This window comes from Pseudodonghicola flavimaris (assembly GCF_030164425.1).
Taxonomy (GTDB): Bacteria; Pseudomonadota; Alphaproteobacteria; order Rhodobacterales; family Rhodobacteraceae; genus Pseudodonghicola; species Pseudodonghicola flavimaris.
The window spans coordinates 56237-69861 of the sequence record NZ_JASNJD010000015.1 but is presented as its reverse complement, the minus strand read 5'-3'; the positions used below and the strand labels follow the sequence as shown (position 1 = coordinate 69861).

Here is a 13625-nt window from a genome sequence, read left to right as displayed (position 1 = left end):
ATCAGTCCCGGGCGAGGGGCGCGGTCGGCGCCGCTTCGGGCGAGGCCGGCACATCATGGGTGGCCCAGAGCCCGTCCTCGCCGGCGGGCGGCAGGCTCTGCGGCGTCTCGTGACGGTGAATATGCGCCTTGGCGATGAAATTCGCGGTGATCGGCGCGGTCAGGAACAGAAACAGCGTGATCAGGAGTTCATGCCAGGACAGGTGCCCCTCGGAGGCGATCGCATGGATCATCGAGGCGATCAGCACACCGCCGACCCCCAGCGTCGTGGCCTTGGTCGGCGCATGCAGCCGGGACATCGGATCGTTCAGCTTGACCAGCCCGAAGGAGCCGACCAGCCCGAAGATGCCGCCCAGAACCAGGGCGGCGGCGATCAGATATTCGAAGATCTGTGACATCGTCCGGCTCCCCTCACTCGATGATATTGCCGCGCAGCATGAAGCGCGCATAGGCGACCGTCGACACGAAGCCGAGCATGGCGACGATCATCGCGGCCTCGAAGAAGATCTCGGTGCCGTTGGCCAGCCCGTAGAGGATCAGCAGGGCGATGGCGTTGATCACCATGGTATCCAGCGCCAGCACCCGGTCGCCGACACCCTCGGCGGTGGCGATTTTCCACAGGTTCAGCAGCAGCGCGATGGCGAAACAGCCGGTGGCGAAAAAGATGGCATAGGTCAGGATCATTCGAAAATCTCCATCAGGCGGCGCTCGTACCGGGTCTTGATCTCGTCGCGCACGGCGTCGGGATCGGGGGCATCCAGGCAATGCACCAGCAAATAGTGCCCCTCGGCCGACAGGTCGGCGCTGACGGTGCCCGGCGTCAGGGTGATGGTGCCGGCCAGCACGGTGATCGCCTCGGGCTTGCGCAGCTCAAGCGGAATGGTGATCCAGGCCGGGTGGCGGCTGGCATTCGACTTGAACAGCACGATCCGGGCGACGGTGAAGTTGGCCACCACGATATCCCAGATCACGATCAGCAGATAGGCGAGGATCTTCAGCGGATTGCGCAGCGCCGGCCGGTCGGGCCAGTAGGGGCGGGTGATGAAGGGGATCACCGTCCCCAGCAGCAGCCCGAACAGCAGCGAGTTGATCGAATAGCGGTTGACCAGCAGCAGCCAGACCAGCGTCAGAAGGCCGGTCAGCAGCGGGTGCGGAAAGATCCGGGCAAACATGCGCATGGGTCAGGGCCTCTGCAGAACGGATTGGATGTAATCCGCCGGCGCATAGAGCTGGGCGGCGGTGGCTTCGGTGAACTTCAGGATCGGACCGGCCAGAACCGTCAGCAGGACCAGACCGGCCAGCAGGGCGAAGGCCGCGACGAAGGCCAGCCCCGGCACCGGTTCGGGCGCCAGTTCGGGCGTCAGCGGCTGGCCGATGTCGGTTTCCTCCTCGGTCTCGGGCGGGGTCACGCTGCGGTCGTGGGCCTTCCAGAACACCAGGCTGCCGGCACGGCTGAGCCCCATGATGGTGATCAGCGAAGTGATCAGGATCACTGCCCAGATGGTCCAGACCCAGGCGTCGCCGCGGGCGGCATCCATCACCAGAAGCTTGCCGACGAAGCCGGACAGTGGCGGCATCCCGGCCATGGCGATGGCCCCGGCGAAGAACAGCGCCGCGATCAGCCCGTTCTGCGGCATCACCGGCCGCGGGCTCAGCGCGCCGCCGCGCCGTTCCATCACCAGATCGGCGACCAGGAACAGCAGCGCAGCGGTCAGGGTCGAGTGGATGGTGTAATAAAGCGCCGCCGCGGTGGCCTGTGGCGTGAACAGCGCGATGGCGATCAGCAGGGTGCCCATCGAGGCGATGGCGCCGAAGGCCACCAGCCGGCCGATCTCGCGGGTGCCGAGAATACCGATGGAGCCGGCCGCCAGCGTCAGCAGTGCCGCCGGCAGAAGCCAGTCGCCGGCCAGCCCTTCGGCCACCGGAACGTCGGGGCCGAAGACCAGCGTGTACATGCGGATGATCGCATAGGCGCCCACCTTGGTCATGATCGCGAAGAGCGCGGCGACCGGGGCAGGGGCATTGGCATAGGAGGCCGGCAGCCAGAAATGCAGCGGCAGGACGGCGGCCTTGATGGCGAAGACCAGCAGAAGCAGCACCGCACCGACCCGGATCAGCGAGGTGTCCTCGGCCGGCAAAGTCGCGACCCGCACCGCCAGATCGGCCATGTTGAGCGTCCCGGTCACCGAATAGAGCGTGCCGAGCGCGATCAGGAACAGGCTGGAGCCGATCAGGTTATAGACCACATACTGCACCCCGGCGCGCAGCCGCACCGAGCCGCCGCCATGAATCATCAGCCCGTAGGAGGCGATCAGCAGCACTTCGAAGAAGACGAAGAGGTTGAAGGCGTCGCCGGTCAGGAACGCGCCGAGAATGCCCATCAGCTGGAACTGGAACAGGGCATGGAAATGCCGTCCGCGGGTGTCCCACCCCGAGCCGATGGCATAGAGCAGCACCGGCAGCGCCAGCACCGTGGTCAGCAGCACCATCATCGCCGACAGCCGGTCCAGCACCAGCACGATGCCGAAGGGCGCCGGCCAGTCGCCGAGCCTGTAGACCTCGATGCTGCCGTCCAGGGTGCGGGTCAGCAGCGTCACCGCGATCAGGTTCAGCAGCACGACCGAGGCGATCGAGAACACCCGTTGCAGATCGCTGTGAAAGCGGATCGCCATCAGGATGAAGGGGCCGACCAGGGCCGGCAGCACGATGGGCAGGATGATCAGGTGGCTCATGCGTCCTCTCCCCCCTGCGCGTCGCTGTCGGTCATGTCGATCCGGTCATCCTTCGACGCCAGATAGGCGCTTAGCGCCATCATCAGCACCACGGCCGTCATCCCGAAGGAAATCACGATTGCGGTCAGCACCAGCGCCTGCGGCAGCGGGTCGGTATAGCCGACCTCGGCGTATTTGTTCAGGATCGGCGGCTGGTTCAGTGCCAGCCGGCCGGTGGCGAACAAAAACAGGTTCACCGCGTAAGACAGAAGCGACAGGCCGATGATCACCGGGAAGGTGCGTTGCCGCAGGATCAGGTAGATGCCGCCGGCGGTCAGGATGCCGACCGCGCTGGCCAGAAGGAGCTCCATCTGTTCAGTGTCCCTCTTGTTCGATTTCGGCGTCGTCGCGCTCGGGGTTGATGTCCATCGGGTGTTCGCTGGCGATGCCGGGCTGCCACGCATAGCGCGACAGGCTCTGCAGGGCGAGCAGCACGGCGCCCCAGACGGCCAGGAAGACGCCCAGATCGAAGAGCGCGGCAGTGGCCAGTTCGAATTCCTCCAGGAAGGGCAGGTGCACATAGCCGAAGGCGCTGGTCAGGAAGGGCAGCCCGTTGAACCAGGCGCCCATGCCGGTCACCGCGGCGACCAGCACACCGGTGCCGATGATGCCGTGATAGGGCAGTTTCTGACGTTCCGCCGCCCAGCCGAAGCCAGAGGCCATGTATTGCATGATGACGGCGATGGCCGCGATCAGCCCGGCGATGAAGCCGCCGCCCGGCAGGTTGTGGCCGCGGAAGAAGATATAGGCCGCCACCATGAAGGCGATCGGCATCATCATCCGGGTCGCCACCACCATCATCAGCGGGTGGGCGTCACCGGCCAGCGGCTTCCACGGTTTGCGGTTCAGCAGCCGCGCGCGGACCCGGCTGCCCAGCGTCGCCTCGGTGATCGCGAAGATGATGATCGCGGCGATGCCCAGCACGGTGATCTCGCCGAAGGTGTCGAAGCCGCGGAAGTCCACCAGGATCACGTTCACCACATTGGTGCCACCGCCGCCCTTGTAGGAATTGGCCAGGTGATACTCGGAAATCGACGGCATGGCGAAATCGCGGGTCATCATCGCATAGATCAGCCCGCCCATGCCCAGACCGGCGGTGACCGAGATGGCGATATCGCGGATCCGGCGCGCCGGGCTGCTTTCACGCGGCGTTTCCTGCGGCAGGAAGTTCAGCGCCAGCAAGAGCAGGATGATTGTCACCACCTCGACCGAGATCTGGGTCAGCGCCAGGTCGGGGGCGGAGAGATAGCTGAAGCTCAGCGATACCATCAGCCCGGTGACCCCGATCAGCACCAGCGACAGCAGCCGGTTGTGGTGGAAGGCGACGACGCAAAGCGACGAGCCGACGAGGCAGAACCAGCCGAGCAGCGGCATCGCGGTGATCGGCAGCGTCTCATGGGTTTCCGGGCCGAAGGCGCCGGTGCTGAAGGCATACCAGCCAAGACCCATGGTGAAGATCAGGAAGATCACTGCGTAGCGGGTCAGCGATCCGTTGTGCAGCCCGTCGGTGATGCCCCGGCTGGCCTGAGTGAGGCCGCGGACCAGGGCATCGAAGATCACCTTCGCCTCGGGGCGGGGCAGGTTGTTCCAGACCGCGAGCGCACCCCGGTGCAGGGCCAGGAGCAGCAGACCGCCCAGCACCGCCACGATGGACATGTAGAGCGCCGGGGTCAGCCCGTGCCAGAGCGCCGGGTGGAAATGCACCTCATGTCCGGTCACCGCCGTTGCCGCCGCGGTCACCAGCGGCGTGGCGATGGCGTTGGGAAACAGGCCGATCAGCACCACCAGCGTCACCAGAACTGCGGGCGGCAGCCACAGGCCGGGGCCGGGATCATGCGGGTGACTGGGATAATCATGCCGTTTCTTGCCCAGGAACACATGGGCGATATAGCGCAGCGAATAGGCGACGGAGAACAGCGCGCCGAAGACCGCCAGCGCCGGCACCAGCCAGGCCACCCCGGCCCAGTCGGTATGGGCGGCGGCCTCCAGCATCATCTCCTTCGACAGGAACCCGTTGAAGGGCGGGATGCCGGCCATCGACAGCGCCGCGATCCCGGCCAGTGTGAAGGTCACCGGCATCAGGTGACGCAGCCCGCCCAGCAGCTTGATATCGCGGGTATGGGTCTCGTGATCGACGATGCCCGCATTCATGAACAGCGCCGCCTTGAAGGTGGCGTGGTTGATGATGTGGAAGACCGCGGCCACCGCGGCGGCCTCGGTGCCGAAGCCCAGCAGCATGGTGATCAGGCCCAGGTGGCTGACGGTGGAGAAGGCCAGCAACGCCTTAAGATCGTCCTTGAAGAGCGCGATGACCGCCCCCAGCACCATCGTGATCAGCCCGATGCTGCCGACGATGTAGAACCACAGATCGGTGCCCGACAGCACTGGCCACATCCGCGCCATCAGGAACAGCCCCGCCTTCACCATGGTGGCCGAATGCAGATAGGCCGACACCGGGGTGGGGGCGGCCATCGCGTGCGGCAACCAGAAGTGGAAGGGGAATTGCGCCGATTTGGTGAAACAGCCCAGCAGGATCAGGATCAGCGCCGGTGCATAGAGCGGCGAGGCCTGGATCAGCTCCTTGTGCTGAAGGATCACGCTCAGGTCGTAGCTGCCGGCGATATGGCCCAGGATTAGCATGCCGGCGATCATCGAAAGCCCGCCGGCGCCGGTCACCGTCAGTGCCATCCGGGCGCCCTGGCGGCCTTCGGGCAGATGTTTCCAATAGCCGATCAGCAGGAAGGAGGAGAGCGAGGTCAGTTCCCAGAAAATCAGCAAAAGCAGGATGTTGTCGCTCAGAACGATGCCCACCATCGCGCCCTGGAACATCAGCAGATAGCTGTAGAACTGGCCCATCGGGTCCTCGCGGCTCAGATAGAAGCGCGCGTAGGTGATGATCAGCAACCCGATGCCGAGGATCAGCGTCGCGAACAGCAGCCCGAGCCCGTCGAGCTGGAAGTTCGCATTCAGCCCGAGATCGGGAAGCCAGTCGAACCGGGAGGTGACGACCTCGCCGCGCAGCACTGCGGGGGCATGGACCAGAAGACCGACCAGGGCCAGCAGGGTGACCGCTCCGGTCGAGAGCGAGGCGGCATTGCGTCCGGCACGGATCAGGAGGGCGGGGAACACGGCGCCGATAAAGGGCAGGGCCGCGATCAGGAAAAGGGACAAGTCAGTTCTCCAGCGTAGCGGACTGTGGCAATTTCATCTTGCCTAAGCAATTTCGTGCCGCTGTCCAGTCCCGGCGGGGAATGGGCGCGGCAGTTTCAGGGGGGACGGTCATATGTTCGTCAGAACATGGGGGCGTCACGGGCGGGGACAAGGGCGCGGCGGGACCGCAGAGGACGGCTCATGTCACAAAGCGCGCGGCGTGGCAGCTCTGCAACATCTGAACGACTCGCTGTCATTCGATCCTCTCTCCCTGTCGTTGGTTTTGTTGTTTCGCAGATAGCGCGAAGCGGCGGCAATGTCACCCGAAAGCGGCGCAAAACGGGGGCCGCACGGGAGAGACACGGGGCCGCAGCGGCGCCCCGGGGGACGCCGCAGGCAGCCCGCGCGTCAGCCCCAGGACAGCGGGTCGAGCCGGAACAGCTGTGCCAGTTGCCGGTAGACGGCGGGTTCGTGATGGTTCAGCGCGGCGGGCTTTTCGAAGAAGGTTTCCACCGCCACGGCGAAGAATTCCTCCGGCCCGGTGGCGCCATAGGCGTCGAACACGGTCCTGTGCCCGGCCTGCACGTTTTGCACATGGGTCTGATAGGCGGGCACGAAGGTCCGGGCCCAGCCGGCGACGCTCTGGCCTTTGGGCAGGTTGGGCAGCCCGTCGGTATGGCCGGAGAGGTCGTCGATCTGATGGGCGAATTCGTGGAACACCACGTTATGGCCATCACGATCGTTCAGCGCGCCGCGTCGGGTATCGGCCCAGGACAGGATCACCGGCCCGCGGGACCAGCTTTCGCCGCTGCGCACGGTTTCGCGTTCGGTCACGACATAGCCATTGTGCTGCCGCTGCCGCGACTTGAAGGCGGCGGGATAGATCAGGATGGTGGTGAGATGATCGTACCAGGTGTCGCTGTTGACGATCAGCAGGCAGGCCTGGGCGGCGATCGACAGCCGCATCTCCTCACTCACCTCGAGGCCGTTGCAGCCGACGAAATCGACCTGCCCGATAAAGGCGTTGATCTTGCCTTCGAGCGCCTGATGAAACCGGGCCGGCAGCTTGCGGGTCAGCGGCACCTCCGTGGCGACGATGGCGCGCTGTGCTTCGGTCAGCCGGGTCCGCAGCAGGGCGGCGCGGCGGCGGTGTTTCAGGACAAGGCGGATCGCCACGGCCGCGGCCACCGAGACGATCAGCAGCAGGATCAGATAGGCAGCCATGAGATATCCTCCTCCAGCCCGGTCACGCCCGGTTCGGCCGGGCCTGTCTTAGCTGGGGATCGGCCGGCGGGAAACAACCGCCGGCGCTCTGATGCGCGGGGCGGGGGCTACCCGCCCTTCAGCCGCATCATCAGTACGACTTCGCTGTTCTCGCCCACCGGTTCGGTCAGGCTGGAGGCGATCACCCGGCCATCCACCACCACCGACACCCCGGCGTCGAGGGTCGGCGCCAGCGCCGGGTAATTGCGCCGGATCGAGTCGAGGATCTGGCCCACGGTGCGCCCCTCTACGGCGATGCTGTCCTGCCCACCGACAAGGGGCCGCAGCCCGGACCAGAGCGCGACGTCAACCATCCTTGCTTTCCAGCGCCTCCAGCACACGCGAGGGGCGCATCGGCAGCTGCCGCATCCGGACGCCGACGGCATTCGACACCGCATTGGCGATGGCTGCCAGCGGCGGACAGATCGAGGTTTCGCCGACACCGCGCACGCCGAAGGGATGGCCGGGGTTCGGCACCTCGACGATCACCGTGTCGATGAAGGGCAGGTCGGAGGCCACCGGGATACGGTAGTCGAGGAAGCCGGCGTTCTGCAGCCGCCCGTCCTCGCCATAGATGTATTCCTCGTTCAGCGCCCAGCCGATGCCCTGCGCCGCGCCGCCCTGGAACTGGCCCTCGACATAGGTGGGATGGATCGCCTTGCCGGCGTCCTGCACCACGGTATAGCGCACCACCTTGGTCGCGCCGGTCTCGGGGTCGACCTCGGCATCGACGATATGGGTGGCAAAGCTGACGCCGGCGCCTTCCGGGGTCGCCTCGAAATGGCCGTTGATCGGGCCGCCGGTGGCGCCCATGTCGGCGGTCAGCTCGGTGATATGCAGGGGCGCGTGATCGCCGGCATTGGGGCCCGAGGGCTTGGCATAGCCATCTTCCCAATAAACCGCCTCTTCCGGGATGTCCCATTTCGCCGCCGCGCGCCGGCAGAGTTCCTCCACCGCCGCCTCGGCTGCCTTGATGGTGGCGAGACCGGAGGCATAGGTCACCCGGCTGCCGTGGCTGATCTCGTTATAGCCCAGCGAGGAAGTGTCGGCGATGGTGCAGCGGATGTTCTCGTAAGGAATGCCCAGCACCTCGGCCGCCATCAGCGCCATCGAGGCGCGGGAGCCGCCGATATCCGGGGTGCCGACCATGATCTGGGCAGAGCCGTCCTCGGACATCGCCAGCGAGACCGAGGTTTCGCCGCCGTGGTTGAACCAGAACCCGCAGGAGATGCCACGGCCCTGACCCTCTTTCAGCGGGGCGGTGTAATGCGGATGGGCGCGGGCGGCCTCCAGCGTCTCCACCAGGCCGATGCGCGGCCATTTCGGGCCGAAGCTGGCGCGGGTGCCTTCGCGTGAGGCGTTCTTCAGCCGCACCTCGAACGGGTCGAGGCCGAGCTGGTTGCAGAGCTCGTCGATCACCGATTCCACGGCGAAGGCCGCCATCGGCGAGCCCGGCGCGCGATAGGCCGCCTGTTTCGGGCGGTTGGTCATCACGTCATAGCCGACCTGATGCACGTTCGTCAGGTTATAGGGCGCGAAGGCGCACATCGCCGTCATTTCGCAGGGGCCACCGGGGAAGGCGCCGCCCTGCAGCCGGAAGGTGCCCTGCGCCGCGGTGATGGTGCCGTCGGACTTCATCCCGATCTTGACGTCCATCGAGGTGGAGGAGGTCGGGCCGGAGGCGCGGAACACCTCGGCCCGGGTCATCACCAGCTTGACCGGGCGGTTGGCCTTGCGGCTCAGCGCCAGCGCCACCGGTTCGATGAAGATGGTGGTCTTGCCTCCGAAGCCGCCGCCGATTTCCGAGGCGGTGACGCGCAGCTGGCTGGTCTCGATCCCCAGCATCGCGGCGCAGAGCTTCTGCACGTTCCAATGGCCCTGGGTGCAGCACCACAGTTCGCCCTTGCCATCTGCCCCCAGCGTACCGAGGCAGGCGTGCGGTTCGATATAGCCCTGGTGGGTCGCCTCGGTGGTGAAGTGATCCTCGATCACCAGATCGGCCTCGGCGAAGCCGGCCTCGACATCGCCATGGCCGCTTTCGTAATAGCGCACGACGTTGGGGTGCAACCCTTCGGGAACGGAGGCATCGGCGGCGCCGGCACGGATCACCGGGGCATCGGCTGCCATCGCCTTGTCGACATCTGTGACATGCGGCAGCAGCTCGTACTCCACCTCGATCGCCTTCATCGCGTCGCGCGCGATCAGGGCGGAGGTGGCGGCGACGGCGGCGACCGCGTGGCCGTCATAGAGCGCGGTCTCGCCGGCCATGACGTTTTCCAGGACATTCCAGGTCTCGCCGGTGAGACCTTCGGCGAAATCGGCACGGGTGACCACGGCCTTGACCCCGTCCATCGCCAGCGCCTTGCTGGCGTCGATCTTCAGGATCTTGGCATGGGCATGCGGGCTGCGCTTGATCGCGGCGAACAGCATTCCGGGCGCAGTGGCATCGGCACCGAACTTGGCGCGGCCGGTGACCTTGTCGAGCCCGTCGGGCCGGTCGGGCCGGGTGCCGACATATTTGAAATCGGTGGTTTTCGAGCTGTCCAGCGCCATTACGAGGCCTCCCGCATCTCGGCCGCGGTATCCATCACGGCGCGAATGATCTTGTCATAGCCGGTGCAGCGGCACAGGTTGCCGGCCAGCCAGTAGCGTACTTCCGTCTCGGTCGGGTCGGGGTTCTTTTCCAGCAGCGATTTCGCCGCGATCAGAATGCCCGGGGTGCAGATGCCGCATTGCAGGGCGGCATATTCGATGAATTTCTTCTGCAGGGGATGCAGCGTCTCGCCATCGGCGATGCCCTCGACGGTGCCGATCTCCTTGCCCTCGGCCTCGACCCCCAGCATCAGGCAGGAGCAGACCAGCCGGCCGTCGACGGTGACGGAACAGGCGCCGCAATCGCCGGTGCCGCAGCCTTCCTTGGCGCCGGTCAGCCCCAGCCGGTCGCGCAGCACGTCCAGCAGGGTTTCGCGCGGATCGCAGAGGAACTCGACCGCGTCCCCGTTCACTTTAGCGGTTACATGGGTCTTGCTCATGCCTTGGCTCCTTTGGCGCGGTCATAGGCGATCTGGGCCACCCGCCGGGCCAGAACCCCGGCGGTATGGGTGCGGAACTTCACCGTGCCGCGCTTGTCGTCGATCGGATTGCAGCTGGCCTCGGCCAGATCGGTCAGGGCCTTCAGCGCCGCGTCGTCCAGTGTGCGCCCGACCAGCGCGTCGGCGGCGGCATGCACCACGACGGCGGTGGGCGCGACCGCCCCCAGCGCCATCCGGGCCGAGGTGATCACCTCGCCCTCCACCGTCAGGTTGATGGCGCAGCCGACCACGGCGATGTCCATCTCGGTGCGCGGTATGAAGCGCAGATAGGCGTCGCCGCCCTGCGCGCCGCGTGGCGGCAGGGTCAGGGCAGTGGCGATCTCGCCCTTCTTCAGCGTGGTCTTGCCGGGGCCCGCGGGCACCTCCTCGACCGGGATGTCGCGGGCCCCATCGGGACCGACGACACTGAGCACGGCGCCGGCGGCGATCATCGCGGGAACGGAATCGGCCGCCGGAGAGGCGTTGCAGAGGTTGCCGATGGGGGTGGCGCGGCCCTGCACCTGGGTCGAGCCGATCAGGTCCATCGCCTCGACCACCCCGGGCCAGTCGCGGCCCAGGTCGGGATGTTCGGACATCTCCGCCCCGGTCACCGCCACGCCCAGCCGCCAGCCGCCGTCTTCGGTGCGGGTGATGTCATGGGTTCCGGGGATCGCCTTGATGTCGATCAGGACATCCGGCGTCACCAGGTCCGAGCGCAGCTGGACCAGCACGTCGGTGCCGCCGGCGAGGAACCGGGTGATCCCCTCGGCGCCGGCCGCAAGGGCCGAGGCCTCTTCGAAAGTGGCGGGTTTGAAATATTGCATGGGCATTCCTTGCAGATCGCTGGGTCGTCCCCCCGGCGGGACCGAAACGCCGGGCCGGGGTGCTGGGCGGAACTCTAGCGTCTGAATGCCATGTGGCAAGCGTTGTGGCCCCGTCATCAAACTGTCGTGCGGTCAGCCCCAAGGGACGGGTGACATTTTGCGCTGCGCGCGCTAGGCGCAGGGGGAATGTGAAAGAGGCAGGCGATATGCGGGATCTTTTCATCATCGGCGGCGGGATCAACGGGTGTGGGATCGCCCGCGATGCTGCTGGCCGCGGGCTGAGCGTTACCCTGGCCGAACAGGGCGATCTGGCCAGTGCGACCTCCTCGGCCTCGACCAAGCTTTTCCACGGCGGGCTGCGCTATCTGGAGTATTTCGAATTCCGTCTGGTGCGCGAGGCGCTGATCGAGCGCGAGGTGTTGCTGAAGGCGATGCCGCATATCAGCTGGCCAATGCGCTTCGTGCTGCCCTATGAGCGCGAGATGCGCTTCGACAGCGAAACGCCGGCCTCGAAATTGCTGAGCGCGGTGATGCCCTGGATGAAGGGGCGGCGTCCGGCCTGGATGATCCGGCTTGGGCTCTTTCTCTACGATCACCTGGGGGGGCGGCAGATCCTGCCGGGCACCCGGACGCTGGATCTGAAAACCGATCCGGCCGGAGCGGTGCTGAAGGAGCGGTTTGAACGGGCCTATGAATATTCCGATTGCTGGGTGCAGGACGCCCGGCTGGTGGTGCTGAACGCGCGCGACGCCGCCGCCCGGGGGGCAGAGATCCTGACCCGCACCGGGGTGATCGCGGCCGAACGTCTCGCCGATCGCTGGGCGATCACCCTGCGCCGGGCGGACGGGTCCGAAACCCGGGTCGAGGCGAAGATGCTGATCAATGCCGCCGGCCCCTGGGCGGGAGAGCTGCTGCACGGCATGCTGGGCAGCCACACGCCGGGCGATGTGCGGCTGGTGCGCGGCAGCCATATCGTGACGCCGCGGCTTTACGATCACGACAAATGCTATTTCTTCCAGGGGCGCGACGGGCGGATCATCTTCTCGATCCCCTATGAGGAGGAGTTCACCCTGATCGGCACCACCGACGCCGATCATCCCGATCCGGCGACGCCGCCGGTCTGTACCGAGGCGGAGCGCGATTACCTGCTGGCCTTCGCCAATGAGTATTTCAAGCGGCCGCTCAGCCCGGCGGATGTGGTCTGGACCTATTCCGGCGTCAGGCCGCTTTATGACGATGGGGCGAGCTCGGCCACGGCGGCGACCCGCGATTACGTGCTACGCCTGGACCGCGAGGCGGCGCCGCTTCTGACCGTCTTCGGCGGCAAGATCACTACCTATCGCCGGCTCGCCGAGGGTGCGCTGGAGAAGATCGCGGAGGCGCTGCCAGTGGCCAAGGGGCCCTGGACCGCCGGGGTGGCACTGCCGGGCGGTGATTTCGCGGTGACCGGCGTATCGGAGCTGATCGAGCGGCTGCTGGCCGATTATCCCTTCCTCACCGCGGCTTGGGCGCGGCGGCTGATCCGCTGCTATGGCACCGAGGCCCGCGAGGTGCTGGGCGCGGCGAAGACCGCCGCCGATCTGGGCCGGGATTTCGGCGCGACGCTGAGCCAGGCGGAAGTCGACTGGGCGGTGGCAAGGGAATGGGTGCGCGGCGCCGAGGATATGATCTGGCGGCGCACCAAGCTGGGCCTGCGTCTGAGCGCGGCCCAGGTGGCTGAGATCGAGGCCTATATCCGCGGCCGCGTCACGCGCTGAGCGCCGCGGCGATCAGGGCCGGCACCCCCGGGTGCTGACCCAGCGGCGGCAGCAGCGCGCCGAGAAAACCAGCGGTCTCCAGCGCGTCGGGCACGTCTTCGCGGTAATGCCCGCCCTCGGCGGCGAAGACCGGCAGGCAGAGCGTCTGCGCCGGCAATCCCCGCGCCGCCTGGGCCAGATAGGGTGCTTCTTCGACAAAGCCATAGATGGGCGGCGATCCGGGCCAGAGCGTGGCAAGCGCGGCGCCGAGATCCCGCGCCGCCGCCGCCGCGCGCGGGCCGCGGGCAGAGCCGTGGGCGGCGATCAGCAGGGCGGTCGCCGCAGGCTCCCAGCCTCGCGTGGCGCAGTCCCGGGCCAGGTAGGTCGCCGCAAGATCGACCAGCGCCGGATCGCGGCCCAAGGGCGGCAGCACCCGCGCCGGATGCCCGTTCAACCGTTTCGGCAGCGCCTGCCGGACGAACCAGCCGTCGGCCATGAAGAATGGATAGATCGCGCCGTCGGCGCCGAGCCGCTCCAGCGCCGCCTCCAGCGCACCCGGGGCCGCCAGCGTGGCAGAGCCGATGCGCCGGCCCGGCAGCAGGTGTCCGACCCTGGAGGCAAGCTCCGCCAGCGCCGCCTCCGCCGGAGCGGGCGCGGAGGGTTGGCCATGGGCCACGATCAATGCGTCGAGACAGTCGGGCACGCGGAACCTCCTTTTTCCTATGTGGCGCGCCGGGGTCGCCTCGCCAAGGGCCGAGAGGAAAAAAGGCACAGCCATAGCTGCGCCCGTCGTCTTGGTTCAACCATGATG

General features: G+C 66.9%; 13 protein-coding genes. 1 reads left to right on the top strand and 12 read right to left on the bottom strand.

The window, feature by feature from the left end:
* Position 1 precedes the first annotated feature (1 nt).
* The 11 genes from QO033_RS17670 to QO033_RS17620 form a co-directional block, all read right to left on the bottom strand.
* Positions 2 to 397, bottom strand: coding sequence for a Na+/H+ antiporter subunit G (locus tag QO033_RS17670; RefSeq protein ID WP_284482284.1), 396 nt, complete (start codon positions 395 to 397; stop codon positions 2 to 4).
* A 13-nt stretch (positions 398 to 410) separates the two neighbouring features.
* Positions 411 to 683 (bottom strand): K+/H+ antiporter subunit F, encoded by a 273-nt coding sequence (locus QO033_RS17665; protein WP_407682128.1) that lies wholly within the window; start codon positions 681 to 683, stop codon positions 411 to 413.
* Positions 680 to 1177 carry a Na+/H+ antiporter subunit E gene (locus QO033_RS17660; RefSeq protein WP_284482283.1) on the bottom strand — a complete coding sequence of 166 codons (498 nt, stop codon included), beginning with the start codon at positions 1175 to 1177 and terminating at the stop codon, positions 680 to 682. The genes QO033_RS17665 and QO033_RS17660 overlap by 4 nt, the downstream gene beginning before the upstream one ends.
* Before the next feature lie 3 nt (positions 1178 to 1180).
* Positions 1181 to 2731 carry a monovalent cation/H+ antiporter subunit D gene (locus QO033_RS17655; RefSeq protein WP_284482282.1) on the bottom strand — a complete coding sequence of 517 codons (1551 nt, stop codon included), beginning with the start codon at positions 2729 to 2731 and terminating at the stop codon, positions 1181 to 1183.
* On the bottom strand, positions 2728 to 3081 hold the full coding sequence (locus tag QO033_RS17650; protein ID WP_284482281.1) for a Na+/H+ antiporter subunit C: 354 nt from the start codon (positions 3079 to 3081) through the stop codon (positions 2728 to 2730). Before QO033_RS17650 ends, QO033_RS17655 begins: the two co-directional genes overlap by 4 nt.
* Positions 3082 to 3085: 4 nt before the next feature.
* A complete protein-coding gene (locus tag QO033_RS17645; RefSeq protein WP_284482280.1) occupies positions 3086 to 5941 on the bottom strand; it encodes a monovalent cation/H+ antiporter subunit A in 2856 nt (951 codons plus the stop codon).
* 387 nt (positions 5942 to 6328) lie between these two features.
* Positions 6329 to 7144, bottom strand: coding sequence for a M90 family metallopeptidase (locus QO033_RS17640; protein WP_284482279.1), 816 nt, complete (start codon positions 7142 to 7144; stop codon positions 6329 to 6331).
* Positions 7145 to 7251: 107 nt separating this feature from the next.
* Positions 7252 to 7497, bottom strand: a complete 246-nt coding sequence (locus QO033_RS17635) for a MoaD/ThiS family protein (protein ID WP_284482278.1) — start codon at positions 7495 to 7497, stop codon at positions 7252 to 7254.
* Entirely contained in the window at positions 7490 to 9736 is a 2247-nt protein-coding gene (locus tag QO033_RS17630; RefSeq protein WP_284482277.1) for a xanthine dehydrogenase family protein molybdopterin-binding subunit, read from the bottom strand. Before QO033_RS17630 ends, QO033_RS17635 begins: the two co-directional genes overlap by 8 nt.
* Positions 9736 to 10215: a (2Fe-2S)-binding protein gene (locus tag QO033_RS17625; RefSeq protein ID WP_284482276.1), complete on the bottom strand. Its 480-nt coding sequence runs from the start codon at positions 10213 to 10215 to the stop codon at positions 9736 to 9738. The genes QO033_RS17630 and QO033_RS17625 overlap by 1 nt, the downstream gene beginning before the upstream one ends.
* On the bottom strand, positions 10212 to 11078 hold the full coding sequence (locus QO033_RS17620; RefSeq protein ID WP_284482275.1) for an FAD binding domain-containing protein: 867 nt from the start codon (positions 11076 to 11078) through the stop codon (positions 10212 to 10214). The genes QO033_RS17625 and QO033_RS17620 overlap by 4 nt, the downstream gene beginning before the upstream one ends.
* Before the next feature lie 206 nt (positions 11079 to 11284).
* Here QO033_RS17620 and glpD point away from each other — a divergent pair, with 206 nt between their 5' ends.
* The gene (gene glpD, locus QO033_RS17615; protein WP_284482274.1) at positions 11285 to 12835 is read left to right on the top strand and encodes a glycerol-3-phosphate dehydrogenase; all 1551 of its coding nucleotides are present in this window, start codon (positions 11285 to 11287) and stop codon (positions 12833 to 12835) included.
* On the opposite strand, the gene QO033_RS17610 is transcribed toward glpD, so the two are convergent.
* Positions 12825 to 13517 (bottom strand): sirohydrochlorin chelatase, encoded by a 693-nt coding sequence (locus QO033_RS17610; RefSeq protein WP_284482273.1) that lies wholly within the window; start codon positions 13515 to 13517, stop codon positions 12825 to 12827. The genes glpD and QO033_RS17610 overlap by 11 nt on opposite strands.
* Positions 13518 to 13625: the final 108 nt, after the last annotated feature.

Coding starts and splice junctions, on each gene's coding strand:
- QO033_RS17660 (WP_284482283.1), bottom strand. CDS start 1,177: ATGCGCATGTTTGCCCGGATCTTTCCGCACCCGCTGCTGACCGGCCTT.
- QO033_RS17635 (WP_284482278.1), bottom strand. CDS start 7,497: ATGGTTGACGTCGCGCTCTGGTCCGGGCTGCGGCCCCTTGTCGGTGGG.
- QO033_RS17650 (WP_284482281.1), bottom strand. CDS start 3,081: ATGGAGCTCCTTCTGGCCAGCGCGGTCGGCATCCTGACCGCCGGCGGC.
- QO033_RS17630 (WP_284482277.1), bottom strand. CDS start 9,736: ATGGCGCTGGACAGCTCGAAAACCACCGATTTCAAATATGTCGGCACC.
- QO033_RS17665 (WP_407682128.1), bottom strand. CDS start 683: ATGATCCTGACCTATGCCATCTTTTTCGCCACCGGCTGTTTCGCCATC.
- glpD (WP_284482274.1), top strand. CDS start 11,285: ATGCGGGATCTTTTCATCATCGGCGGCGGGATCAACGGGTGTGGGATC.
- QO033_RS17620 (WP_284482275.1), bottom strand. CDS start 11,078: ATGCAATATTTCAAACCCGCCACTTTCGAAGAGGCCTCGGCCCTTGCG.
- QO033_RS17640 (WP_284482279.1), bottom strand. CDS start 7,144: ATGGCTGCCTATCTGATCCTGCTGCTGATCGTCTCGGTGGCCGCGGCC.
- QO033_RS17625 (WP_284482276.1), bottom strand. CDS start 10,215: ATGAGCAAGACCCATGTAACCGCTAAAGTGAACGGGGACGCGGTCGAG.
- QO033_RS17670 (WP_284482284.1), bottom strand. CDS start 397: ATGTCACAGATCTTCGAATATCTGATCGCCGCCGCCCTGGTTCTGGGC.
- QO033_RS17655 (WP_284482282.1), bottom strand. CDS start 2,731: ATGAGCCACCTGATCATCCTGCCCATCGTGCTGCCGGCCCTGGTCGGC.